Origin of the sequence: Spongiactinospora sp. TRM90649 (assembly GCF_029382225.1) — a bacterium.
GTDB lineage: Bacteria > Actinomycetota > Actinomycetes > Streptosporangiales > Streptosporangiaceae > Spongiactinospora.
Genome location: NZ_JARLTC010000034.1, coordinates 1 through 23,997 on the forward strand (window position 1 = coordinate 1; position 23,997 = coordinate 23,997).

The following is a 23,997-nucleotide window of genomic DNA, read 5'->3' on the forward strand; positions in this document are numbered from 1 at the left end:
CCCCCCGAAGCGTTAAGGTGATCCACCTAAGTCGTTTACCCATGGTGATCATTTCCACACTTAGAGTGATACCCCCGAGAAGGGCCTGGGCCGCATGACACCCGTGTACATGCCTCAGCAACCACCAGAAGGAGATCAACGGCAGTCCGCCATGGTGCGTGCTGTTCCGGGGCGTTGGTGCGCGCCAGGCAGGGGCTGGATTCGGTCGGCGTTCTCCTGATCGGGCTATCCAGACGGCCGACTTGTGGCGCGAGCGTCGGGCGAAGCCCGACATGAGGAAGAACAGGCCGAGCGCAGCGAGGACCATTTGCCGCGCGACAGCGCGGGATGGCCGAGGAACGAGAGGGGGAGGCCAAGAAGGCGGCACGACGGAGCACCGACAGGACGATGCCGTTGGCCTCATTGGGCGACAAGCGTTGTTAGTTGTTGGTGAAGAGGTCGTTGGTGGTGGTCGCCGTCAGGCTGCGGTGGAGCCAGGTGTCGAGTTGGGTCTGGTCGTCGCATGTGGTGATGCGCTGTCGGGCGGTGTCGGGGATGTGGATGCCGCGGTCGGTGAGGATGGTGATCACGGCTCGGGCGGTGCCCTCTCCGACGCCCTGCGTTCTGCCCTGCTCGATGCCTTGCTCGTGGCCTTGTTTGAGGCCTTTGCCGAAGTGTTCGCGGGCGAGGGGGCTGTAGACGGGCCATTTGCTGGACGACATGGATGTGTTCCTTCGAGGCTGACACACAGGAGGGTCCCACCGATCCGACGGTGGGACCCTCGGATGCGATATCAGCCGTTGGTGAAGAGGTCGTCGGTGGTGGTCGCCGTCAGGCTGCGGTGGAGCCAGGTGTCGAGTTGGGTCTGGTCGTCGCATGTGGTGATGCGCTGTCGGGCGGTGTCGGGGATGTGGATGCCGCGGTCGGTGAGGATGGTGATCACGGCTCGGGCGGTGCCCTCTCCGACGCCCTGCGTTCTGCCCTGCTCGATGCCCTGCTCGATGCCTTGCTCGATGCCTTGCTCGATGCCTTGCTCGTGGCCTTGTTTGAGGCCTTTGCCGAAGTGTTCGCGGGCGAGGGGGCTGTAGACGGGCCAACTGGTGGACGACATGATGGCTCCCAAGATCGCGCGAGTTTGGTCTGAGGCGAGGTTGAAACCCCGTTCATAATACAGCGGCATCTCGCTCTCCGTGAGCATCATTCCACCCTCCGTGTAGGCGTCGAGGACGCGGCGGTGGGTGCCGTGGGCCATGAGGGAGAGGGCCGCCAGTTCGGGGTGGTGGCTGGCGTAGGTGGGGTCGGTGATGGCGGGGATCTGGTCGGGGCCGAGGACGGCCGGGGGGAGGATGTAGTCGCGGAGGGTGGTGACCACGGGGTCGGCGGCCCAGGTGGCGACGGCCGTGTCGGTGCACATGACCATGACGGTGATGGGGCAGTCGAGGCGGAGCCACAGGGCGGCGGCGTAGCGGGCGAGGGTTTCGCGTTTGTTGTGTTCGCGGCGGCGTTGGATTTCGATGATCAAGGCGTGGTCGGGCTCGGCGGGGCGGCCGAGGGTGATCACTGTGTCGGCGCGGATGTCGCGGGACGGCCGGTCGTTGAACTCGTTGGGCGCCAGGGTGGCGGGCAGGTCGTCGGGCAGTTTGACGCCAAGTTGGTCGCGCAGGAGCTCGACGGCGAACTCGGGTCTGTCCTGGAAGAGCTGGTTTAGTGAGTCATGCTCAAGGGAAGGCATGTCGCCGAACGTTACGTTGCAATTACTTTACGTGAGCAAGTTTCGCTGTGGGCGAAACAGTCGGCGCGGGCGTAGCGGCGAGGTGGTTTCGGACCGCAGGCGGTCGACTTCCTCGGTGAGCTGGGCCACGCGTAGTTCCAGGCGTTGGTTGGCGGCCTTCAGGCGGGTGGCCTCGGCACGGTCGGCGCCGGTCAGGCGGAGGGCGGGGGCGTCGGCGGCGGGGAGGAAGCCCCAGGTGGCGCCGTCCAGCCAGTAGGTGCCCGCGATCTGTTCCACGACATCGTCGATCGTCTCGCCGGGGGCGGCCAGCAGGCGGGCGCGGGCGAAGGCGCCGGTGTGCTCCAGGCGGGCGGAGAGCACTGTGTCGGTCTCGTCGAGGGCGACGCTGACCAGGCCGTAGCCGTGTTCGGCGGCGAGGGCGACCAGGCGGCGGAGGGTCTCGCGGCCGGGGACCCAGCCGGGTGGGCAGACCAGCCGGTACGGCACCGGCGCCGCCGTCCTCGGTGCGAGTTCGACGTAGCGGACACGCCCGTCGTTCCGGTAGAGCCCGCTGACGAGCAGCAGGTCCAGGTTGGCGCTGTGCTGCGGCGAGCGGCGGTCCTCGGCCAGTGACTCCCATGGGCCGACCAGGGTGACCCGCAGGTCGGGTAGGTCGCTCGCGAGCACGCCGTCCACGGTCGCCCGGACGTCCTCGTAGTCGGCGCCCGCCGCCTCGACCACCACGTCCAGGTAGGGCACCAGGTACTGCCGTCGCGGGTGGGTGCGCTGCCAGCGCATGTGCGGGACCCGGTCGGGGACGAACACCCGGTTGTACCGGCTCACCGCCTCACCCTCCCGCATCATCATGGACCTGCCCAGGTGCCAGCTCCGCGCGGCGGGCTCCAGGACGAAGGCGGCGCCGTGCTGGGCCAGGCGGAAGCCCAGTTCGGTGTCCTCGCCGAGGACCAGGTCGGTGGACAGCGGGCCGGCCTCGCGCAGCAGGCGGGCGTTGACGGAGGCCGCGTTGGTGATGTGCACCCGGTAGGCCGTGTCCTTGGCGGTGCGCATGCCGTCGGTGCGTTCGGCCAGTTCGACGACCCACTGGTGGGGCTCGCTGGCGGCCAGGTCGAACAGTTTCTCCCCGGCTCCGGCGGAGACGGCCGCGTGGACCTCGGCGGGGGCGGGCCAGTCCTCGTCCACGTATCGGACGTAGCCCATCACCACCAGATAGTCGGCGAGGTGGTGCCAGCGCATGTGCGCCTCGACCTCGTCGTGGTGGGTGACCATGTCGGCGTCCAGCCAGTGGATCACGTCGCCGCCGGCCACCTCCAGCCCGGCGTTGCGGGCGTTGGAGCGGCCACGGGAGCCGGGTTCGGTGCGCAGCAGGCGGGTGTTCTCCGGCCGGATCTCACCGAGCCGCAGCGCGGGGGCGGTGCCGTCGTCCACGACGATCACTTCGAGCAGGTGGCCGGGGTAGCTCTGGGCGGCGAGCGCGGCCAGCGTGAGGTCCAGTTTGTCCTGGTGGCCGTAGGCCGCGATGACCACGCTGACCGGCAGGTACGGTTCCCACTCGCCAATACCCGGAGGAGAAAGGACGGAGTAGTCGTTGTGGCGGATACGTGGGGAAGTCACGCCTGCTCCATGATCTTGGTGGGGCGAAAGCCCCGCCACTGGTCCTTGGCCCTGTGCAGGAAGTAGCCGATCGGCTCCTGCCAGGTGTGGCGTCCCCTGGCCGATCTGCGGGCCATGAAGCCCAGGCCGTGGGTCCGGTAGATGCTGCCCCCCGCGTGCAGGAGGGCCTGGAACAGCTCGACGTCCACCGACCGGGTGACCGGGCGGAAGCCGCCGAGGGCGCGCAGCGTCTCACGGGAGATGAGGAACGTGCCGCCCGCGACGTGGTCGGACATCACCTCACTGGTCCACCGGCGGCGGATGGTGAGGTCGATCTGCTCCAGGTAGAAGAACTCGGAGGCGACGCCGACCAGGTCGGACCCGCTGTAGCGGTGGGCGAGGACGAGGTCGGACAGGTGGTCGGGGCCGTACCAGTCGTCGTCGTCCCACTTGCTGACGTGGTCGCCGGAGGCGTGGTCCACCGCGCGGTTCAGCACCTCGCCGAACGGCGTGTCCGCACCGGCCTCGACGACGGTCAGCGGCAGGGGGAAGTCCGCGACGGCGGCGGCCACCTCGGCGCGCGGGACGCCGTGCAGGGCGAGGACGACCTCGGCGTCCACTGCGCGCTGCCGGGCGATCTGCGCCAGTGCGAAGGGAACGAAGTCCGCCCTTCTGGTGCTCATCACGACGCTGATCGCGGGGTCGGGGGGGATGTGGAGCCCGGCGGTGGCGGCGAGGGCCCGCCAGCGGGCGGTGGTGCCGTGCGTCCGCAGCGCGTGCCGGCGCAGCCGTACGCTCAGCTCCTCCCGGCGCAGGTCGTCGGCGAGATCGGCCGGGCGGGCCAGGTGGCCGAGCAACTCGGCCCCGAGCAGCGACTCGGCCCAGAGAGGGACGGGCACGGCGGACGCCAGCGGGACGCCGGCGGCGGCGAGTCCCGCGACGACCCGGGCGGCGGCCACGGGCCCGGTGTGGGCGGGGCGCCAGGTCACGCGCAGGCCGCGCAGCCGTCGCAGACGGTCCACGTCGGCATCGGTGACCAGCCCCGACTCGTCGAAGGTCACCAGTTCCCTGCCCTCGGACCGGACCGCCCAGCGGCCGTCGCGCGCGGTCAGGTCGGCGATGTCCTGTGTCGGGGTGCGCAGGAAGCCGCGCGGGTTGACCGACCGTTCGTCCACGGGAGGCAGGTCGTCGAGGGTGGCCCGCGTGACGGCGCGCAGCGTCGCATACCCGCCGGGACGGCCGACCTCCGCCCACGAGGTCTCCCGCCAGGAGATCCGCTCGAAGGTGGGCACCCGTTCGTCGGGCCACTCCGTGCCCGGCCGCCGGATCGCCAGCTCGCCGGAGGGAATGCCGGACTTCTCCGGTTCGCCGCCCCACGCGGCATCGGGATCGCCCGGACGCCAGTCGGCCAGCCCCGGATCGCCCAGGCTCGACGCGGGAAGGGGGTAGGACCCCAGGTGGAACCCCGTCCCGCCCGATACGACCGCCGCCACGATGTCTCCGGCGGGCACCTCCTTGCCGAACCGCGCGGCGATCAGCCATCCGGAGGTGCGCCACCGGGTCACGTGCGACTCGCGCAGCCAGCGCTGGCCGATCCCGCGCGCGAGCGCGACGTGCGGGGTGTCGTACCAGGACGGTGTGGCGGTGATGGCCACCACGAAGCGCTTCGCCTCCGGCAGCACCGCTCGCAGCGACGCCAGCCGTCGCAGGTCGGTCGGCGTGCGGGCGAGGACGACCACGGCGTCGGGTTCGGCGACCGGCCAGGGCTTCTGCCCGGCGTCGTCGGCGGTGGTCCAGGAGACCGCCGCCTTGGGCAGCAGCGCGGTCAGCACGTCTTCGGCGTCCTCGACGCCCGCGACGACGGCGCTGACCTTCGACCCGGCGCTGACGAAGCCGCCGGGGGCCATGGGGCCGGGGGTCACAGCGCGCCCCGCTCGAACACCATCGCGCCCTTCTCCGCGGCGAACGGCGTCGCGGTCAGTTCGGGATACTCGCGCAGCCAGCGTTCGGCGACGTCGCGTTCGTCCTCACGCACGGTGTCGTCGAGCACGAGCCAGGCGCCGGGCGCGCAGTGCGGCAGCAGCAGCGGCACCGCCGGGTAGCGGGCCCCGGGCCCGAGGTTGCCGGGGGGACCGTCCACGAAGACGAGCCCGGCGTCGCCGAGGTCGTCGAACGCGGCCGGGTCGTACCACTGGTGGCCCTGCCAGTCGGTGAGCGGCGCGTGGCGCACCTCCACGACGGATTCGAGCCCGTGCGCGGTGACCAGGTCACGGGACGCGCGGGCAAAGCGCTCCTCGTGTTCGAGCGCGACGATCCGGCCGCCGCCGAACCGCTCCATCGCGTAGCCCAGCCACACCGACGACGAGCCGCTGCCGCACTCGATGACCAGCTTGGGCCGTTCGGCCGCGATCCGTTCCACCAGCAGTCGCAGCACGTCGGGCGAGGCGGCCCAGCCGCGCAGCCGGGGCAGCGGGGCCCGTGGCGCGAGCAGCAGGCGCAGGTCGATCATCGCCTCGACCTGGTGGTACTCGGTGCGCGCACGTGCACGCCTGGTCTGCTCGGCGAGCTGTTCGGCGAGCTTGTCGCCGGTCTTCCCGAGCCCGGACAGGGCGGAGGCGTGCGCGTCCAGCACGGTCCGCTGGGCGTCGAGCCGCGCTGCCTGCTCCCGAAGCAGCGCGGTGTGCCCGGCCAGCTCGGCGCGATCCTCGCCGAGTGCGGTCACCACTGTCCCGACGCCCGCGCGCTGCGCGGACTTCACCTCGTCCACCTGGGCCTTGAGCGCCCGTACGCCATCACGCAGCTCCCCGAACGCCGCGTCGTGCTTCTTGACCCGCTGGTCGATGCGCAGTGCCTTGCCGTCCGCCCGGCGCACCGTGAGCACCGCCACCGCAACCCCGGCCAGGCACACCGCGGTGAGCGCGAGCTGGATCGCGTCCGGCCACTGGACGGCTCCCGAGACCGAGAGCAGGGCCAGGCCGATGATCAGGAGACCGCCGACCAGAGTGGAGGTGAGGAGTAGTTGCCGGGTGGTTGGAGCGGGTAAACGGATCCTTTCCACTCCGAGAGGATATGAGATGTAAAACGGATGGCAAGGCGATCCCTACTGTGAGTTCGCTGGGAGCCTGCCGGGGGGCCGCCGGGTCACGTCGTTCCAGGTGGTCACATCCGACCTGGGAGAACGCTCTAAGGGATCAAGGTCCGGAATGCGTGCGCCCCGCGACCGGAACACCGGATTCGCGGGGCGCTGATCTGTCAAGACGGGTCGGATCCCCGTCGATGGAAGTGGTCAGGTGAGCTTGGTGCCCGCCGACTTCAGGTGCTGGCAGGCCTCGGCCACGCGGGCGGCCATCGCGGTCTCGGCGGACTTGCCATAGGAGCGCGGGTCGTACGCCTTCTTGTTGCCGACCTCGCCGTCCACCTTCAGCACGCCGTCGTAGTTCTTGAACATGTGGTCGGCGATCGGGCGGGTGAAGGCGTACTGCGTGTCGGTGTCGATGTTCATCTTCACCACGCCGTAGGAGATCGCCTCGTGGATCTCGCTCAGCAGCGAGCCGGAGCCACCGTGGAAGACCAGGTCGAACGGCTTCTCCCGGCCGTACTTGGCGCCCACGGCGTCCTGGATCTCCTTGAGCACGCCGGGACGCAGCTTGACGTGGCCCGGCTTGTAGACGCCGTGCACGTTGCCGAAGGTCGCGGCCAGCATGTAGCGCCCGCGGTCGCCGACGCCCACCGCCTCGGCGGTCGCCAGGGCGTCCTCCGGGGTGGTGTAGAGCTTCTCGTTGATCTCGCCGACGACGCCGTCCTCCTCGCCGCCGACGACGCCGATCTCCATCTCCATGATGATCCGGGCGGCGGCGCACTTCTCCAGCAGCTCGGCGGCGATCTGCAGGTTCTCCTCAAGCGGGACGGCCGAGCCGTCCCACATGTGGGACTGGAACAGCGGGTCCTGGCCCTTGGCGACGCGCTCCGCCGAGATGTCCACCAGCGGCCGCATGAACCCGTCGAGCTTGTTCTTGGGACAGTGGTCGGTGTGCAGGGCGATCGTCACCGGGTACTTCGCGGCGACCACCCGCGCGTATTCGGCGAGCGCCACCGCGCCGGTCACCATGTCCTTGACGGTGGTGCCGGAGAGGAACTCCGCGCCACCGGTGGAGACCTGGACGATGCCGTCACTCTCGGCCTCGGCGAAACCGCGCAGTGCGGCGTTCAGAGTCTGCGACGAGGTCACGTTGATCGCCGGGTAGGCGAATCCGCCCGCCTTGGCCCGGTCGAGCATCTCGGCGTAGACCTCGGGCGTTGCGATAGGCATCGGTCATCTCCCTGGAGACGGCTGTACTGGGCTCGGCGACGGCCATGCCGCCGGTCGATCTCGAAGCATAAAGCGCGCCGGTGGCTTTATGCCTGTCTGGCCAGTATCCCGGGTAGTCGCACCAGCGGGTAAGCGCGCCCCGCCCACTTGGGGACGAACACCGGGCGTGTCGCGCGATTCCACCTCCGGACGGCGGGCTGCCGGTAGGCTCGTGGCCTGATGAACCTCACCAACCTGCTCGACGCCGAGTGGTGGATCGTCACCTTCGGGCTGATCGGCATCCTCGCCATCATCTTCGCCGAGACCGGGCTGCTCATCGGCTTCTTCCTGCCCGGTGACTCGCTGCTCGTCGTCGCGGGCATGGGCGCGTCCACCGCGGTGGCCGCGAGCGTCGGTCTCGACGAGCCGTTTCCGCTGCCGGTGCTGCTGATCGGCGCGCCGATCTGCGCCATCGCGGGGGCGCAACTGGGCCATCTCATCGGGGCCTCCACCGGCCCGCGCCTGTTCTCAAGACCTGATTCGCGCTTGTTCAAACAGGAATATGTGGACAAGGCGCAGTATTACTTCGGCAAGTTCGGTCCCGCCAAGGCGGTGGTGCTGGCGAGGTTCATCCCCATCGTCCGCACCTTCCTCAATCCGGTGGCGGGCATGCTGGGCATGAACCGGGGCAAGTTCCTGCTGTGGAACATCGTCGGCGGCATCCTGTGGACCGACGGCCTGCTCGTGTTCGGCTACCTGATCGGCTCGCGGATCCCCAACGTAGACCGGTACATCCTGCCGGGCGCGGCGGTGATCATCCTGCTCTCGATCATCCCGATCATCAGGGAGATCATGAAGGGCCGCCGCGAGGGCGTCGCCGCGGCCTATCCCAGCGGCAAGCACCACCGCGCGTCCGCCGCCCCGACCGACACCACTCGGGCCGACGGCCCCGGGCAGCACCCTTACTGATCCGTTCAGGTCGGTACGGCGCCGCTGAGCGTGCGCGCGGCGAACGGCGGCTACCCTCCGAAATGTGGGACGCCACAGGTCGGCGCGGGGTGTCGTCAGGTCGGTCATCATCGGCCTGGCCGTACTCACCGTGCTGGCGCTCGCCGTTCTCGGTGTCCGCGCCCTGATCGGCTCTTCGAGTGAGACGGCCACTGAGACGGCCACGCCCACTCCGCCGCCCAGCGCCTCCGTGAGGCCCTCGGCGCCGCCGACCGTCTACATCGAGTGCCGCCGTGAGACGTGCGGCACCGTGTTCGTGCGGGTGCCGGGCGGCGACGTGCTGCTCGACCGCGAGCTGACCGACGGTGAGCGCGCGGTCTTCGGCGAAGAGGAACTCGACGTGGTGCTGTCGGACGGCTCGGCCGTCGTCGTCGAGGTCAACGGCAGAGCCCGCCCGCCGGGCGAACCCGGCGAGCGCGTCGCGTTCACCGCGAAGCGGACGCCCTGACCGGGAGCGGTCAGGCCGACGTGCCGAGCCCCAGGTCGGCGGTGGTGAACACGGTGCGGTACGGCAGGCCGGCCGCCACGATCGTCTCCCGGGCGCCGCGATCCACGATCGTGGCCACCCCCACGACCTCGGCCCCCGCCTCGCGCAGCGCCTCCACGGCGGTGAGCACCGAGCCGCCCGTGGTCGAGGTGTCCTCCACCGCGAGCACCCGGCGCCCGGCGATGTCGGGCCCCTCGACCCGCCGCTGCAGCCCGTGGGCCTTGCCCTCCTTGCGCACCACGAACGCGTCGAGCCGCTGCCCGCGCGCCGCCGCCGCGTGCAGCATGGCCGTGGCCACCGGGTCGGCGCCCAGGGTGAGCCCGCCCACCGCGTCGTAGCCGAGGTCGGCGGTTTCGTCCAGCAGGACGCGGCCGACCAGCGGGGCGGCCGTGCCGTCCAGGGTGACCCTGCGCAGGTCGACGTAGAAGTCGGCCTCCCGGCCCGAGCTGAGCACGACCTTGCCGTGCACCACGCCCTTTGCCTTGATCTCGGCCAGCAGCTCCTCGCGATCGCTCATGGCAAGAGCTTATCGGGGCCGCGACGCGCCGCTGACTAGTAAAGACACGACTTCGGTTTAGGCACGACGCAGTATGCGGAATCATTTGGCGGGCAACCCTGTGTAGTTACGAGGTAACAATGAGTGCGGAATCCCGGCAAAGTGATGCCGAACTGCTGGAGTCGGTGCGCACCGGCAAGGCGGCTGCCTACGGCATCCTCTACCAGCGGCACGTCTCGGCGGCCCGGTGCCTGGCCAGGCAGCTCGTGTCCAGCCACGCCGAGGCGGAAGACGCCGTCGCGGAGACGTTCGCCAAGATCCTCGATCTGGTGCGCAGGGGCGGCGGCCCGGAGATCGCGCTGCGCCCCTACCTGCTCACCGCCCTGCGGCGCACGATCTACGACCGTGCCAGGGGCGAGAGCAGACAGGTGCCCACCGACGACCTCGACTCGCACGATCCGGGGGTGCCCTTCGTCGATCCGGCGCTGGCGGGGCTGGAGCGCTCGCTGGTGGCCAGGGCGTTCATGTCGCTGCCCGACCGCTGGCGGATGGTGCTGTGGCACACCGAGGTAGAGAGCGCGCGGGCCGCCGACCTCGCCCCGATGCTGGGGCTGACCCCCAACGCGGTGGCCGCGCTCGCCTACCGCGCCAGGGAGGGCCTGCGTCAGGCGTATCTGCAGATGCACCTGAGCGACATCCCCCGGCAGGGCTGCCGCCCGGTGGTCGCCAAGATGGGCGCCTACGTGCGCGGCGGTCTGCCCAAGCGGGAGAGCCGGATCGTGGACGACCACGTCGCCGGGTGCGCCGACTGCCACGCCATCTTCATCGAGCTGAACGACGTCAACGAGGGCATGCGGCTGGTGGTCGGGCCGCTGGTCGCCGGGCCGGTGCTGCTCGGCTACCTCACCGCGCTGTCCAAGGGCGGCGGCGCGGCGGCGGGCGGCGGGCTGGGCGCGCTGTTCGGGCGGATGCGCCGGGTCCCTCGCAGGCACCGGCTCGCGGTGGCGGGGGCCGCCACCACGGCGGCGGTGGCGGTCCTGGCGTTCCACCTGGCGCCGACCGCGCCGGTCGCCGCCCCGGCCCCGAGCCAGGCGGCCCCGATCATCTCCCACGAGCGTCCCGCGATGCGGCCCACGCCACGCCCGGAGCCCAAGCCGACCCCACAGCCGGTTCCGGTGCCCGCACCCGCGGAGCCGCCCCCGGCGGCCAAGGGCAGGGCGCGGCTGGTGGCGAGCATCGAGCCGCTGGGCGCCCTGGTGCCCTCGCACCCGGGGATCGTCGGCATGCGGCTGCGCAACGAGGGCCGGCGGCCGAGCGGCGAGCTGGCCGCGACCGTGGAACTCCCCGCCGGGGTGACCCTGCAGCCCGCCGGCAGGGGCGGCCCGCGCGCGATGGGCGCCGGGCTGATCGCCCCGGTCGGCACGGTGGACGGCTGGTCGTGCCGTCCCGCCGCCGGAGGCGCGCGCTGCACGCGCGGGCCGCTCCCGGCGGGCCGGATGACGGCCGTGTTCATGCGCGTCAATGTGGCCCCCGAGGCCCCGGCGGGCATGCCGCCCACCGTGCGCGTGGCGGCGGGGAACCAGAGCGTGGCCGCGCGCGGCGCCTCCGGGGTGAGCACCAGCGGCGTGGCCGCCCGGTTCGCCACCGACGGCCGGGTGTCCGCCAAGGCCATCGGCAACACGCTGCTGAGCTGCCCGGAGAAGACCCGGGGCTGCGCCGACGCCCGGCGTGGCAAGGGCGAGCGCACCGACAACGACCTGTGGGAGATGGAGCCGGTCGACGCCGACGACGACAAGTCCACCAAGAGCTCCAGCGCGGCGCGGCTGACGCTGCCGCCGGGCGGCGAGATCGTGTGGGCGGGGCTGTACTGGTCGGGCGGCGGGAAGGCCAGGGCGTCTGGCACCGGCATCCGGCTCAAGCCGCCGGGGGCCAAGCGCTACGAGACGATCAGGGCCACCGACGTGATCGACCGCGAACTGCCCGCCGGGCACGGCTACCACGCGTTCGCCGACGTCACCCGGCTGGTGGGGGAGAAGGCCGACGGGGAGTGGTGGGCGGCCGACGCCCGGCTGCGGCCGGGGGTGTCCCGGCACGGGGGGTGGAGCCTCGCGGTGGTGGCGACCGATCCGCGCCGGCCGTACAGCCAGGTGGTGGTGCTGGACACCGCGACCGTGGTGGACGGGCGCGAGCGGCTGCGGATGCCGCTCGCCGGGCTGACCCCGGCCGCCGCGCCCGCCAGGATCGACCTGGTGACCTGGGAGGGCGACGCCGGTCTCGCGGGGGAGAAGGTGACGGCGGGCGAGGCCACGCTACGGCCGGAGGGCGGGCTGCGGCAGGCGTCCAACGGCTTTGACGGCTCGGCCAATGGCGCGTTGGGCTGGAAGAACACCTTTGGTGTGGACATTGATACTTATCGCCCGACACTCGGCGCCAAACCGGTGCTGCATCTGTCCACTGGGAAGGATGTGGTGCTTTTCGGGGTGGCCGTGGTGAGCGTGCATGCCCGCTCCTAATAGCGGGTTCCAATATTAGGACAAACTGGTACGGTCGGCGTGAACGCCCTCGCATATGGTCGGGCGCGGGCTGAATCGTCGGGATTCAGCCTCGTACGATCAGCGGCTTCACTAACCTGGGGATGGGCCGACTGTCGGCTGTCGGGGTGGCCAGAGCACAGAAGGTCCAGCCACGTAGGAAGGCGGTGTCGCGTGGATCGCTGCGCGCTGTTCGTGGACGCTGGCTATCTGCTGGCCGACGGCGCGATGGCAGTTCATGGGACCCGCCATCGTGAGGCCGTCTCCTGGGACTACCCCGGCCTCCTGCAGCTCCTCACCGCCCTCTCGCGCGAGCGCACCGGCCTGCCCATGCTGCGCTGCTACTGGTACGAGGCCACCGTCGAGGGCCGCCGCACCCCCGAGCACGACACGTTGGCCGATATCCCGGGCCTGAAGCTCCGGCTGTCCCGGATCAGGCCGGGCCGCCGCGAGGGCGTCGACGCCCAGGTCCACCGCGACCTGATGACGCTGGCCCGCAACTCGGCGATCTGCGACGCCGTGGTGGTCAGCGGCGACGAAGACCTCGCCCAGGTCGTGTGCGACGCGCAGGACCTCGGCATCCGGGTCACGGTGGTGCACATCGCGGCCGACGGCAACTGGGCGGTGTCCCGCACCCTGCGCCAGGAGTGCGACGACCTGATCGAGATGGGCGCGGGTCACCTGCGCTCCTACGTCTCCATGCTCGACGGGGGCAACGCGCAGGCCAACGGGCACCACCCGGCCACGCCGTCGGGCAACGGGCCGCCCCAGCCGGCGCAGTCCCAGCCTGGCCAGTCGCAGGGCGGGCAGGCGGCGCTGCCGGGCGGGCAGCAGACGCTCGGCCTCGGCACCCAGAACGCGGCCGCGGCCACCACGGGCGCGCTGACCCCGACCGGTCTCACATCATCTGGGCTCACATCATCTGGGCTCACGTCGTCGGGCCTGCACTCCGCACCGCTCACCACCACGAACACGGGGTCCACCGGCGCGCACAGCGCCCCCTCGGTGAACGGCGGGCCCACGGGTGGCCACGCCGCCCCGCCCACGATCGGCAACACCCAGAACGGCAACTCCCCGGCGGGCGCCTCGGCGGGGTCCACGCCCACACAGCATCCGGGGCGGGGGCAGAAGCAGGCCTCCAGCGGCCAGCACGCGAGCCAGCCGAGCGGTCAACACAGCGGTCAACACGGCGGGCAGCACACGGGCCAGCACGGCGCACAACACAGCAGCCAGACCGGCGGCCAGTCAGGCGGCCACCACAGTGGGCAGTCAGGCGGGCAGTCAGGCGGGCAGCACAGCGGGCAGACGGCCTTGCCGTCCTCGTCCTCGACCTATCCGGGCTACCCGCCGCCGGAGCCGCCGCAGGCGGCGGCCCCGCAGAGCCCGCCCGCCCAGCAACCGGCCCAGCAGCCAACACAGCAGCCGGGCCCCGGCGCCTATTCCCCGACCACCACCGGCGGCTACCCGCCCACCTCGCAGACCGGCTCTTACACCGGCCCGCAGGCAGCCCCGGTGCCCCCGCAGAGCGCGCCGGGCGGCACCACCACCCTCGCGGAGGCGGTCAAGGCCGCCCACAAGGAGGGCCACGACTTCGGGGAGTCAGTCGCCCGCGACGCTCCGGCGCTGTGGCTGGAGGCCGTGCTGGCCCGCAAGCCCCGCATGCCCTCCGACCTTGAGGCACGCCTCCTGCAGGGTTCGTCGCTCCCGATCGACTTCCTCCTCCACGACGAGGTCCGCCACGCCCTCCGCCGCGGCTTCTGGGACGCATTGGAGCGTGCCCGCCGCTGACCCCCTTTTGGAGCGTGCCCGCGACGGCGGGCCCGGGGGTCCATGGGGTCAGCTGAGGGCGTCGAAGCCTGCTCGGAGGTGGGTGACGCGTTCGGTCAGGTCGGTGAGGGGGCCGTTGATGGTGGAGTCGTTGGCCTTGCGGGCCAGTTCGCGTACTCGGGCCAGTTCGTCTTCCACGGAGGTCAGGCGGCGGGAGAGCTCGGGGAGCACCGACGCCTGCTGACCGGGCTCGCCCGGGGGGAGCTCGGAGGTGAGGCGCTCGCGCAGGAGCGCGGCCTGCTCGGTCATCCGGCGGTTCATGTTGTACAGCTCGACGAAGACGGAGACCTTGGCCCGTAGCACCCATGGGTCGAAGGGCTTGGTCAGGTAGTCCACAGCGCCCGCCGCGTAGCCGCGGAAGGCGTAGTCGGGGGCGCTGTCCACGACGGTCAGGAAGATGATCGGGATGTTCCTGGTGCGCTCGCGGCGCTTGATGTGGGCCGCCGTCTCGAAGCCGTCCATGCCGGGCATCCGCACGTCGAGCAGGATCAGCGCGAACTCGGTGCTCAGCAGCGCCTTCAGCGCCTCCTCGCCGGAGCGCGCCCGCACCGGCACGATGTCGAGTGAACTCAGGATCGCCTCCAGGGCGATCAGGTTCTCCTCCCGGTCGTCGACAAGCAGGATCTTGGCTCGATCAGGCATGACTCACGACCCTTCGTTCGACTCGGCGGGCGCGACCTTGCCCCTCGACAGCCAGCCCCGTAGGCGTTCGAGCAGGCGGTCGACGTCCACCGGCTTCGGTACATAGTCGGAGGCCCCGGAGGCGATGCTCTTCTCCCGGTCTCCTCTCATGACCTTAGCCGTCAGCGCGATGATCGGAAGATCCGCGAACTGCGGCATTCTGCGGATCGCCGAAGTCGTCGCCCAACCGTCCATCTCCGGCATCATGATGTCCATCAGCACGAGCGCCACGTCCTCGTTGCGTTCGAGCTGTTCGATGCCCTCCCGGCCGTTCTCCGCGTAGACGACCGTCGAGCCGTGCCGCTCCAGCACGCTCGTCAGCGCGAACACGTTGCGGATGTCGTCGTCGACGATCAGGATCTTCGAGCCGACCAGCGGGTCCTCGCCCTGCCAGCCCTGTGGCTCGGCGGTGGCGAGCTGCGGTATGGCCAGCGTCTCGGGGAACGGCACGCCGGTCAGCACGTCATCGTCGTCGGGCTCGCGCTGGAAGGACAGCACCTCGCTCTCGGCGGGGGTGCGCTGCCGGGCGGACGCGCCGCCGTCGCGGGCGGCCAGCGGCCCGGCGTAGGTGGGCGGCAGGTAGAGGGTGAAGGTGCTGCCCTTGCCGGGCTCGCTGTCCACGTGGATCTCGCCGCCGAGCAGGCGGGCGATCTCGCGGCAGATCGACAGGCCGAGGCCGGTGCCGCCGTACTTGCGGCTGGTGGTGCCGTCGGCCTGGCGGAACGCCTCGAAGATGACCTCCAGCTTGTCGGGCGCGATGCCGATGCCGCTGTCGCAGACCTGGAAGCCGAGCACGCCGTCGGCGTTGCGCAGCGTCTCGTCGTCGAAGTCGACGTCACCGGGGGCGGGGACCACGCGCAGGCGCACCTCGCCCTTGGGGGTGAACTTCACCGCGTTGGACAGCAGGTTGCGGAGCACCTGCTGGAGCCGCTGCTCGTCGGTGCGCAGCTCCTGCGGCACCGATTCGTCCACCTCGATGGTGAAGGCCAGGCCCTTGTCCTGGGCCAGCGGCGCGAACGTGGCCTCGACGTACTCCACCAGCTTGGGCAGCAGGAGCTGCTGCGGGTGGATGTCCATCCGGCCGGCCTCGACCTTGGAGAGGTCGAGGATGTCGTTGATCAGTTGCAGCAGCGCCGAGCCCGCGCCGTGGATGGTCCGGGCGAACTCGACCTGCTGTGGAGTCAGGTTGCCCTCGGCGTTCTCGGTGAGCAGCTTGGCCAGTACCAGCAGGCTGTTCAGCGGCGTGCGCAGCTCGTGCGACATGTTCGCCAGGAACTCCGACTTGTAGCGCGAGGAGACCGCGAGCTGCTCGGCCCGCTCCTCCAGGGTGCGCCTGGCCTGCTCGATCTGGAAGTTCTGGATCTCGATCGCGCGGTTCTGCTTGGCCAGCAGCGCCGCCTTGTCCTCCAGTTCGGCGTTGGAGCGGCGCAGCTCCTCCTGCTGGCGCTGCAGCTCGTCGGAGCGCTCCTGTAGTTCGCGGGTGAGGCGCTGGGACTCGGTCAGCAGGTCCTCGGTGCGGGAGTTGGCGATGATGGTGTTCATCGTGACGCCGATGGTCTCGACGAGCTGGGCCAGGAAGTCGAGGTGGACCTCGCTGAAGTCCTCGAACGAGGCCAGCTCCAGCACGCCGAGCACCTTGCTCTCGAACAGGATCGGCATGACCACGATCTGTGCGGGCGGCGACTGGCTGAGCCCGGTGTCCACGGTGATGTAGCCGGCGGGCACGTCGTCGAGCACGACGTGCTTGCCCTCAAGGGCGGCCTGGCCGACGATGCCCTCGCCCATGCCGAACCGGCCGCGCGGGCTGGCGCCGGGGCGCACGCCGTAGCCGGCGATGAGCAGGAGGTCCTGACCGCTCTGCGGCTCCACGCCGTAGAAGGCGCCGTAGCGGGCCGACACCAGCGGGGTCAGTTCGCTCATGATCAGCGTGGCGACCTCGATCAGGTCGCGGTGGCCCTGCATGAGCCGCTGGATGCGGGCCAGGTTCGACTTCAGCCAGTCTTGTTCCTGGTTGGCCTTGGTGGTGTCGCGCAGGTTGGACACCATCGTGTTGATGTTGTCCTTCAGGTCGGCCAGCTCGCCCTGGGCGTCGACGTCGATCTTGCGGGTGAGGTCGCCCTTGGCGACCGCGCCGGTGACCCCGGCGATCGCGCGGACCTGGGTGGTCAGGTTGCCCGCCAGCTCGTTCACGCTCTCGGTGAGGCGCTTCCAGGTGCCCTCCACGCCCTCGACGCGGGCCTGGCCGCCGAGCTGTCCCTCCGATCCCACCTCGCGGGCCACACGGGTGACCTCGGAGGCGAAGGAGGAGAGCTGGTCGACCATGCGGTTCATGGTCGTCTTGAGAGCGAGGATCTCGCCCTGGGCGTCTACGTCGATCTTGCGGGTGAGGTCGCCGGTGGCGACCGCCGTGGTGACCTCGGCGATGTTGCGGACCTGGAGGGTGAGGTTGTTGGCCATGAAGTTGACGTTGTCGGTGAGGTCCTTCCAGACTCCGGACACGCCCCGCACTCTCGCCTGCCCGCCGAGCTGGCCCTCGGTGCCCACCTCGCGCGAGACGCGGGTGACCTCGTCGGCGAACGACGAGAGCTGGTCGACCATCGTGTTCAGGGTGTCCTTGAGCTGGAGGATCTCACCCTGCGCGTCGGCGGTGATCTTCTTGGACAGGTTGCCCTGCGCGACGGCGGTGGCCACGGTGGCGATGGCGCGGACCTGGGTGGTCAGGTTGTTGGCCATCACGTTGACGTTGTCGGTGAGGTCCTTCCAGACCCCCGACACACCCCGCACCTGCGCCTGCCCGCCGAGCTGACCCTCCGTGCCCACCTCGCGGGCGACCCGGCTCACCTCGGAGGCGAAGGAGGAGAGCTGGTCGACCATGCGGTTCATGGTCGTCTTCAGGGCCAGGATCTCGCCCTGGGCGTCTACGTCGATCTTGCGGGTGAGGTCACCGGTGGCGACCGCCGTGGTGACCTCGGCGATGTTGCGGACCTGGAGGGTGAGGTTGTTGGCCATGAAGTTGACGTTGTCCGTGAGGTCCTTCCAGACCCCGGACACGCCCCGCACCCTGGCCTGGCCGCCCAGCTTGCCCTCGGTGCCGACCTCCCTGGCCACGCGGGTGACCTCGTCGGCGAACGAGGAGAGCTGGTCGACCATCGTGTTCAGGGTGTCCTTGAGCTGGAGGATCTCACCCTGCGCGTCGGCGGTGATCTTTTGTGAGAGGTCGCCCTGGGCCACGGCGGTGGCCACGGTGGCGATGGCGCGCACCTGGATGGTCAGGTTTCCCGCCATGAAGTTGACGTTGTCCGTGAGGTCCTTCCAGACCCCGGACACGCCCCGCACCTGCGCCTGCCCGCCGAGCTGCCCTTCGGTGCCCACCTCGCGGGCGACCCGGGTGACCTCCTCGGCGAACGACGAGAGCTGGTCGACCATCGTGTTGACGGTGTTCTTCAGCTCGAACATCTCGCCGACGGCCTCGACCGTGACCTTGCGGGAGAGGTCGCCCTTGGCGACCGCGGTGGTGACCTCGGCGATGTCGCGGACCTGCGCGGAGACCCGGCTCGACATGGTGTTCACCGCGTCGGTGAGGTCGCGCCAGCTTCCCGACATGCCCCGGGTGTTGGCCCGGCCGCCCAGGCGGCCCTCGGTGCCCGCCTCCCGAGCCACCCTGGTCACCTCGGAGTTGAACAGGGAGAGCTGGTCGACCATGCCGTTGATCGCCTTGCCCAGCCGCCTGACCTCGCCGCGCGCCGAGCGGTCGAGCTCGATACGGCGGGTGAGGTCGCCCTTGGCGACAGCGTCGATCACGTCGGCCGCGCCGCTGACCGGGCTGACCAGGGTGTCGATGAGCATGTTCATCGAATCGACGCCGTCGGACCATGCCCCGGAGCCGTTGCCGTGCGCGAGCCGTTCGCCGAAACGGCCCTCCTTGACCACCGCCTTCTTCACCCGCTGGAGTTCCGTCGCGACGTGCTCCTGACGGTCGGCGATCTCGTTGAGCACGGTCTGTACCTCACCGAGCGCCCCGGTGGACACCGTGGGGACGCGGCGGCGGAAATCGCCGTCGCGCCATGACATCAGTGCCTGCAGAACCGGCTTGAGCTCCGATTCCGTGTAACACCGTTCCTCGTTACCCGACACGGTGTCGGCGGTGTTCATGCGACCCTCCTCCACTCCCGGTGGGCAGCCGTGAGTGATGCCAGTCTGTCACGATGGGTAGCCTGCAGTCCTGCCCTCGAATTACCCCATGTCAGTGGAGAGTGTGGTAAGCACGAGGCAGTGACCGAATCTCCACGAGCCGTCCTCGCCGCCACGTTCGCGCCCGGTGACACGGCCGTTCCCGCCACCCGACGGTTCACACGCGAGGTCATGACCGCGTGGGCCGCCGGTGCCGTCCTGCCCGAGGCCGAGCAGGTCGCAGAGGAGCTCGCCCGGCAGGCCGAGCGGGCTCCCTTCGAGGTGGTGTGGACCCACCAGGGCGATGCCGTCCAGGTCGAGGTCCGGCAGAAGGACGTTCCCGGTGAGTATATGAACGCTCCGGGGGTGCCCGTCGAGGAGTGGGGGGTGACCTTCTCCGGCCAGGTCCGCGTGCAGTGGGCCAAGATCGGGCTACCGGGCTCGGCGACGCGGGCGGCCGCGGAATGGTCGCAGGAGTCCTCCCGTGGGTCGTTCTGGCTGGGCTTCCTGGCCGACGCGAGCGACCTGCTGGCCGGCACCCTCGACCCCGACATGGTCCCGGCCATCGTCGCGCAGATCGTGGTGCCCAGGCTGTCGTCCTGGTGCGCCGTCTACACCTCCGACTCCGGCCTCGGGCCGTTGCGCCTGGCCTACCTGTGGCACGCCGACGAGGCGCGGATCGACTCGCTGCGCGAGGAACTGGGCGCGATCCGCGTGCCGCCTCCCGAGCGCCCGCAGACCGTCTCGCTCACCATCGGTGACTCCCACGTGCTCGCCGTGCCGCTGCTGGCCAGGGGACGCGGGCTCGGAGTGATGCTGCTCGGCCGCACCGACCGGTTCCCCGACGACATCATCCAGTTCGCCGAGGACATCGGCCGCCGGGCCGCGCTGGCGATGGACAACGCCCGGCTGTACGCGCAGCAGGCCGCCGCGAACCGCGCGCTGCAGCGCAGCCTGCTGCCGCCGGACAACCCGGAGGTCCCCGAGATCGACTACGGCGTGGTCTACGAGCCCGCGGGCGAGACCAACGAGGTCGGCGGCGACTTCTACGACCTGTTCCGGGCCGGGGACGGCGGCGCCTGGCGGTTCGCGATCGGCGACGTCTGCGGCACCGGTCCGGAGGCGGCGGCCGTCACCGGGCTGGCCAGGCACACCCTGCGGCTGCTGGCCCGCGAGGGCCACAAGGTCGCGCACGTGCTCGGACGACTCAACGAGGCCATCCTGGAGGAGGGCGAGCGGGCCCGGTTCCTGACCCTGCTGCACGGTGAGATCACCCCGACCACCAGGGGCATGGAGGCGCGGCTGGTGTCGGCGGGCCATCCCGAGGCGCTGCGGCTGCGCCCGAGCGGGGCCGTGGAGGTCGTGGCCACGCCGCAGTCGCTGCTCGGCGTCTTCGCCGAGGTGACCTTCGAGGAGGACATCGTCCAGCTCAACCACGGCGACGTGCTGCTCGCGGTGACGGACGGCGTGACCGAGCGGCGCTCGGGCGGGCGGCTGCTCGACGACAACGGCGGGCTGGCCCGGCTGCTGGCCGAGTGCGTGGGGCTGTCGGCCCAGGCGGTGGCCGAGCGGATCCGCCGCCGCGTGCAGGACTTCGCGCCCGAGCCGAGCGCCGACGACCTGGCGATCCTGGTGCTGCGCGCCCCCTGAGCCCGGATCCCTCAACCCGACAGGCCCAGCCGCTTCCTGGCGAAGTCGAGCTGGGCCGCCATCTGCTCGATCTGCTCCGCGACCACGAGCGTGCCGTGCCCGGCGTCGTAGCGGTAGACCTCGTGGTCGTGCTCGCGCCCGGCCAGCCGGTCGATGTAGTTGGTCACCTGCCGGATCGGGCAGCGCGGGTCGTTCTCCCCGGCCAGGATGAGGACCGGCGCCTCCACCTGGTCCACGTAGGTGATCGGTGAGCAGGAGGCGTAGCGCTCGGGCACGTCGTCCGGCGAGCCGCCGAGCAGGGCCCGCTGGTAGGCGCGCAGTCCCTCGGTCTCGTCCTCGTAGGTGGCGACGTGGTCGGCGATCGGCACGGCGGCGATCCCGGCGGCCCAGACCTTCGGCTGCACGCCCAGCGCCAGCAGGGTCAGGTAGCCGCCCCACGACCTGCCCGCGACGACCAGGCGCGCGGGGTCGGCGACGCCGTGGGCGACCAGGTGCTCGCGCACCGCCGTGACGTCGGCCAGCTCGATGTGGCCGACGTCGCCGCGCAGCGCGTCACGCCAGGCCGAGCCGTACCCGGTGGAGCCCCGGTAGTTGACGCGGACGACGGCGAAGCCGTAGTCCACCCACGCGGCGACGCCGGGTAAGAACGAGTCGTTGTCCTGCGAGGTCGGCCCGCCGTGCAGCATGAACACCGTCGGGTACGGCCCCGCGCCGCGCTCGGGCCGCGAGACCAGCGCGTGCACGCGCCCGCCGGGACCCTCCACGTCGAAGTCCTCGACCGGCACCGACGGCGGAGCGGACGGCCCCGGCGGGTTCATCACCACGTTCCCGGCGCTGGAGCGGATCACGGGCGGGTGGGAGGAGCTCGACCACGCGTACTCCACCGCGCCGTCGTGCCGCGCGGCGGCGGCCTCGATCACGCCGTGCGGGGTGTCGATCGGCGTCATGCCGCCCCCGCCCAGGTCGTAGCGGTGCAGCCGGGTGCGTCCGCGGTCCTGCCGGATGATCAGCAGCGACCTGGCGTCCTCGAACCACTCGGCGCCGACCTCGCCGGGGTCGCGCAGGTAGACCTCGCGCTGGTCGCCGGTCACCGGGTCCCACAGCAGCGGTTCGCGCCTGCCCCGCCGCTCGTGCAGGACGAGCAGGCGGCGGTCGCCGTGGACGGGGGAGAAGCGGGCGCCGATCAGGCCCTTGCCGGGGGCGTCGCGCAGGTCGCCGACGGTGGAGCCGTTCGGGCGGACCACCCGCAGGGCCGGGTGCAGCGCGTCGCCGTGCTCGCTGTGGTTGATCGAGATGAGCGAGCCGTCCGGCGACATGGCGGTGACGTAGGCGGCCTCGGCGTGCTCGTAGATGACCGTGGGGGCCTCGCCGGGGGACACGTGCAGGATCTGGAAGCCCCGGCCGGGCCTGGCCAGGCCGATGGCGGCGGTGCCCACGGCCGACAGGCCGATCCCGGCGGGGTGGCCGTACGGGATGCCGTCCCCGGCGGGCGCCGCGACGGCCGGCTCGTCTGGGCCGCCGCCGAACGGCTGGCGCATCCACTCGCCCCACTCGTCACCGTCCGTGTCGGCGAACCACCAGATCCACTGGCCGGTCGGGTCGAGGACGGCGGTTCTCGTGCCGTTGGGCCGGGCGGTCACCTGCCTGCTCGCCCCGGTGCTGCGATCCCAGGCGTAGATCTCCCAGGAGCCGGACGCGTTGCTCTGATAGACCGCTCGGTGAGGCGCCCTTCCCGCACAAACGGGCAGCGTCATCCGCGGCGCGCGGAACCTGGACTGCCAGCGTTCCTCCGCCCTCATACGGCGCGTCCCTCCCCTATCAGGGTCTCCGACGCGGACGGTGACCCTTACGCGTTCCCTGCCCCGGGTTGGCGGTTGTGGTCCAGTATGTCGCGCGAGGACGCGGAATGTTCAAGGAATGTGGTGGAATTTGGGACTAAATGTCCCTTCAGTACCATCTTTCGCGTCAGTCAGTCAAATAACTGGCTTGATCGTGAATGGCTTTCGAGGATAGACATGGAGAATAGGTCGTCAGGACGAACGACGCCGTGACCGTCTCGGCCGGCGCCCCTGACACCCCCGACGCCTCTGGTGCATCCGCACGGTCGCGATGCCACGCGCTCGGCCCCATTCCCACGACCGCCGCCACCGCGTCGGCGTCGAGGGTCATGCCGAACTCCAGGCGCTCGCCGGACACCTCGGTGAACCACCGGCCCAGGCGCTCCTCGACCCGGCGCTCCTTGTGCTCATCCACGGACAGCAGCCCGAGGCGCTCGACCAGCGACGCCAGATGGCCCGCAGCCGGGGTGACCACGACCAGCCGTCCGCCCGGACGCAGCACGCGGGCGAACTCCGCGCCGTTGCGCGGCGCGAACACGTTGATCACCACGTCGGCCGAGGCGTCCTTGACCGGCAGCCCGTGCCACACGTCGGCCACGACCGCGCCGGCCAGCGGATGCGCGCGGGCGGCCCGCCTGATCGCGTGCTTGGAGATGTCGAGCGCGACCCCGCGCGCCCCCGTCTCGCCGAGCACCGCCGCCAGGTAGTAGCCGGTGCCCGCACCCGCGTCGAGCACCACGCCGCCGGACGGCGCGGCGGCCAGCTCGGCCAGGCGCGCGGCCAGCGGGGCGTAGTGCCCGGCCGACAGGAAGTCGTCGCGGGCCGCCACCATCGCCGCCGTGTCGGCCGTGCCGGGCGACCGCGAGCCGGACAGCAGGCTCACATAGCCCTGCCGGGCCACGTCGAAGCTGTGCCGCTGGGCGCAGCGCACCACCTGCCCCGCGACGGCGAGACCGCCGCCGCAGACCGGGCACGCGAGTACGTCGAGAACATCCCCCAGCATCCCCCCATCATCTCCCCTGCGGCCGGGTCACGCCGCCTGGGCGACCACCTGGCGCAGGAAGGCCGCGTTGGACGGGGTGTCGCCGAGCCGGTCGATGAGGAGTTCCAGGGCCTGCGGCTTGTCCAGCCCGGCCAGCGTACGGCGCAGCCGCCACACCAGCTCCCGCTCGCCCGGAGGGATCAGGATCTCCTCCCGGCGGGTGCTCGACGCGTCCAGATCGACGGCCGGGTAGAGACGACGGTCGGCGAGCGCCCGGCGGAGCCGCAGCTCCATGTTCCCGGTGCCCTTGAACTCCTCGTAGAAGTTGTCGTCCATCCGCGACCCGGTCTCCACCAGGGCGGTCGCGAGGATCGTCAGCGACCCGCCCTCGCGTACGTTGCGGGCCGCTCCGAAGAAGCGGCGGGGCGGCAGCAGGGCCTGGGCGTCGACGCCGCCGGCGGCACCACTGTGAGTCGGCCCGGGTAAAGCGGTTTGAAGGGAACACGCAAGGTGATCGCGGTCTCATGTTCCCGGACGAGGAAACCGCTTGGGGGACAGAGAGATGCGAGACCAGAGATGCCCGCGCTGCCGTACGGCCCTGGACGAGGGGCCGGTGATCTACCGCTGCGCACGCTGCCGCCGCGCCGTCTACGCGGCGGACGTCGAGCGTGACTTCGTCCCTCGCCGCACGGAACGCGACGCCCGGCACGCCGCCTGACCCGGCGCCCTTTCACCACC

Annotated in this window: 17 protein-coding genes and 1 pseudogene; 6 read left to right on the forward strand and 12 right to left on the reverse strand. The window is 71.1% G+C overall.

From position 1 onward, the window contains the following. Positions 1 to 419: 419 nt before the first annotated feature. The 6 genes from P3X83_RS33190 to fbaA all read right to left on the reverse strand — a co-directional run bounded on the left by P3X83_RS33190 (position 420) and on the right by fbaA (position 7,610). Positions 420 to 701, reverse strand: a complete 282-nt coding sequence (locus P3X83_RS33190) for a hypothetical protein (protein ID WP_277309268.1) — start codon at positions 699 to 701, stop codon at positions 420 to 422. Positions 702 to 772: 71 nt separating this feature from the next. Then, positions 773 to 1,711 carry a hypothetical protein gene (locus tag P3X83_RS33195; protein WP_277309269.1) on the reverse strand — a complete coding sequence of 313 codons (939 nt, stop codon included), beginning with the start codon at positions 1,709 to 1,711 and terminating at the stop codon, positions 773 to 775. A gap of 27 nt (positions 1,712 to 1,738) precedes the next feature. Then, positions 1,739 to 3,322, reverse strand: coding sequence for a glycosyltransferase family 2 protein (locus tag P3X83_RS33200; protein WP_277309270.1), 1,584 nt, complete (start codon positions 3,320 to 3,322; stop codon positions 1,739 to 1,741). After that, complete coding sequence (locus P3X83_RS33205; RefSeq protein WP_277309271.1) at positions 3,319 to 5,223, reverse strand: glycosyltransferase; 1,905 nt, start codon at positions 5,221 to 5,223, stop codon at positions 3,319 to 3,321. Before P3X83_RS33205 ends, P3X83_RS33200 begins: the two co-directional genes overlap by 4 nt. Continuing rightward, a complete protein-coding gene (locus P3X83_RS33210) occupies positions 5,220 to 6,359 on the reverse strand; it encodes a class I SAM-dependent methyltransferase (protein WP_277309272.1) in 1,140 nt (379 codons plus the stop codon). The genes P3X83_RS33205 and P3X83_RS33210 overlap by 4 nt, the downstream gene beginning before the upstream one ends. A 228-nt stretch (positions 6,360 to 6,587) precedes the next feature. Next, positions 6,588 to 7,610: a class II fructose-bisphosphate aldolase gene (gene fbaA / locus P3X83_RS33215; protein ID WP_277309273.1), complete on the reverse strand. Its 1,023-nt coding sequence runs from the start codon at positions 7,608 to 7,610 to the stop codon at positions 6,588 to 6,590. A gap of 219 nt (positions 7,611 to 7,829) precedes the next feature. On the opposite strand from fbaA, the gene P3X83_RS33220 reads away from it, so the two are divergent. Then, positions 7,830 to 8,558 carry a VTT domain-containing protein gene (locus P3X83_RS33220; protein WP_277309274.1) on the forward strand — a complete coding sequence of 243 codons (729 nt, stop codon included), beginning with the start codon at positions 7,830 to 7,832 and terminating at the stop codon, positions 8,556 to 8,558. A gap of 64 nt (positions 8,559 to 8,622) precedes the next feature. Next, positions 8,623 to 9,045: a hypothetical protein gene (locus tag P3X83_RS33225; protein WP_277309275.1), complete on the forward strand. Its 423-nt coding sequence runs from the start codon at positions 8,623 to 8,625 to the stop codon at positions 9,043 to 9,045. Positions 9,046 to 9,055: 10 nt separating this feature from the next. Here the strand turns inward: P3X83_RS33225 and pyrE are convergent, their stop codons facing one another. Next, positions 9,056 to 9,601: an orotate phosphoribosyltransferase gene (gene pyrE / locus P3X83_RS33230; RefSeq protein ID WP_277309276.1), complete on the reverse strand. Its 546-nt coding sequence runs from the start codon at positions 9,599 to 9,601 to the stop codon at positions 9,056 to 9,058. Between the two features lie 119 nt (positions 9,602 to 9,720). Between pyrE and P3X83_RS33235 the strand changes: the two genes are divergently transcribed. Together P3X83_RS33235 and P3X83_RS33240 are read left to right on the forward strand one after the other, a co-directional pair. After that, positions 9,721 to 12,093 carry a sigma-70 family RNA polymerase sigma factor gene (locus tag P3X83_RS33235; RefSeq protein ID WP_277309277.1) on the forward strand — a complete coding sequence of 791 codons (2,373 nt, stop codon included), beginning with the start codon at positions 9,721 to 9,723 and terminating at the stop codon, positions 12,091 to 12,093. Between the two features lie 192 nt (positions 12,094 to 12,285). Beyond that, entirely contained in the window at positions 12,286 to 13,899 is a 1,614-nt protein-coding gene (locus P3X83_RS33240) for an NYN domain-containing protein (protein WP_277309278.1), read from the forward strand. A 48-nt stretch (positions 13,900 to 13,947) separates the two neighbouring features. Here P3X83_RS33240 and P3X83_RS33245 read toward each other — a convergent pair whose 3' ends face one another. Together P3X83_RS33245 and P3X83_RS33250 are read right to left on the reverse strand one after the other, a co-directional pair. Beyond that, entirely contained in the window at positions 13,948 to 14,580 is a 633-nt protein-coding gene (locus P3X83_RS33245) for a response regulator (RefSeq protein WP_277309279.1), read from the reverse strand. A 3-nt stretch (positions 14,581 to 14,583) separates the two neighbouring features. Beyond that, positions 14,584 to 18,771, reverse strand: coding sequence for a HAMP domain-containing protein (locus tag P3X83_RS33250; protein WP_277309280.1), 4,188 nt, complete (start codon positions 18,769 to 18,771; stop codon positions 14,584 to 14,586). 120 nt (positions 18,772 to 18,891) lie between these two features. On the opposite strand from P3X83_RS33250, the gene P3X83_RS33255 reads away from it, so the two are divergent. Beyond that, positions 18,892 to 20,439, forward strand: a complete 1,548-nt coding sequence (locus P3X83_RS33255) for a SpoIIE family protein phosphatase (RefSeq protein ID WP_277309282.1) — start codon at positions 18,892 to 18,894, stop codon at positions 20,437 to 20,439. Positions 20,440 to 20,450: 11 nt separating this feature from the next. On the opposite strand, the gene P3X83_RS33260 is transcribed toward P3X83_RS33255, so the two are convergent. From P3X83_RS33260 to P3X83_RS33270, 3 genes and pseudogenes are all read right to left on the reverse strand, one after another. Beyond that, on the reverse strand, positions 20,451 to 22,238 hold the full coding sequence (locus P3X83_RS33260; RefSeq protein WP_277309283.1) for a prolyl oligopeptidase family serine peptidase: 1,788 nt from the start codon (positions 22,236 to 22,238) through the stop codon (positions 20,451 to 20,453). Positions 22,239 to 22,404: 166 nt separating this feature from the next. Further along, positions 22,405 to 23,280, reverse strand: coding sequence for a putative RNA methyltransferase (locus P3X83_RS33265; protein WP_277309284.1), 876 nt, complete (start codon positions 23,278 to 23,280; stop codon positions 22,405 to 22,407). Between the two features lie 27 nt (positions 23,281 to 23,307). Next, positions 23,308 to 23,715 (reverse strand): annotated as a pseudogene (locus tag P3X83_RS33270) (transcription termination factor Rho); the annotation flags it as partial. A gap of 106 nt (positions 23,716 to 23,821) precedes the next feature. Here P3X83_RS33270 and P3X83_RS33275 point away from each other — a divergent pair. After that, positions 23,822 to 23,977: a hypothetical protein gene (locus P3X83_RS33275; RefSeq protein WP_277309285.1), complete on the forward strand. Its 156-nt coding sequence runs from the start codon at positions 23,822 to 23,824 to the stop codon at positions 23,975 to 23,977. The last annotated feature ends 20 nt before the right edge of the window (positions 23,978 to 23,997 follow it).

Bases quoted from the DNA above. Each gene is read 5' to 3' on its own strand.
- pyrE (WP_277309276.1), bottom strand. From the start codon at position 9,601: ATGAGCGATCGCGAGGAGCTGCTGGCCGAGATCAAGGCAAAGGGCGTG.
- P3X83_RS33275 (WP_277309285.1), top strand. From the start codon at position 23,822: ATGCGAGACCAGAGATGCCCGCGCTGCCGTACGGCCCTGGACGAGGGG.
- P3X83_RS33220 (WP_277309274.1), top strand. From the start codon at position 7,830: ATGAACCTCACCAACCTGCTCGACGCCGAGTGGTGGATCGTCACCTTC.
- fbaA (WP_277309273.1), bottom strand. From the start codon at position 7,610: ATGCCTATCGCAACGCCCGAGGTCTACGCCGAGATGCTCGACCGGGCC.
- P3X83_RS33245 (WP_277309279.1), bottom strand. From the start codon at position 14,580: ATGCCTGATCGAGCCAAGATCCTGCTTGTCGACGACCGGGAGGAGAAC.
- P3X83_RS33195 (WP_277309269.1), bottom strand. From the start codon at position 1,711: ATGCCTTCCCTTGAGCATGACTCACTAAACCAGCTCTTCCAGGACAGA.
- P3X83_RS33250 (WP_277309280.1), bottom strand. From the start codon at position 18,771: ATGAACACCGCCGACACCGTGTCGGGTAACGAGGAACGGTGTTACACG.
- P3X83_RS33265 (WP_277309284.1), bottom strand. From the start codon at position 23,280: ATGCTGGGGGATGTTCTCGACGTACTCGCGTGCCCGGTCTGCGGCGGC.
- P3X83_RS33235 (WP_277309277.1), top strand. From the start codon at position 9,721: ATGAGTGCGGAATCCCGGCAAAGTGATGCCGAACTGCTGGAGTCGGTG.
- P3X83_RS33260 (WP_277309283.1), bottom strand. From the start codon at position 22,238: ATGAGGGCGGAGGAACGCTGGCAGTCCAGGTTCCGCGCGCCGCGGATG.
- P3X83_RS33190 (WP_277309268.1), bottom strand. From the start codon at position 701: ATGTCGTCCAGCAAATGGCCCGTCTACAGCCCCCTCGCCCGCGAACAC.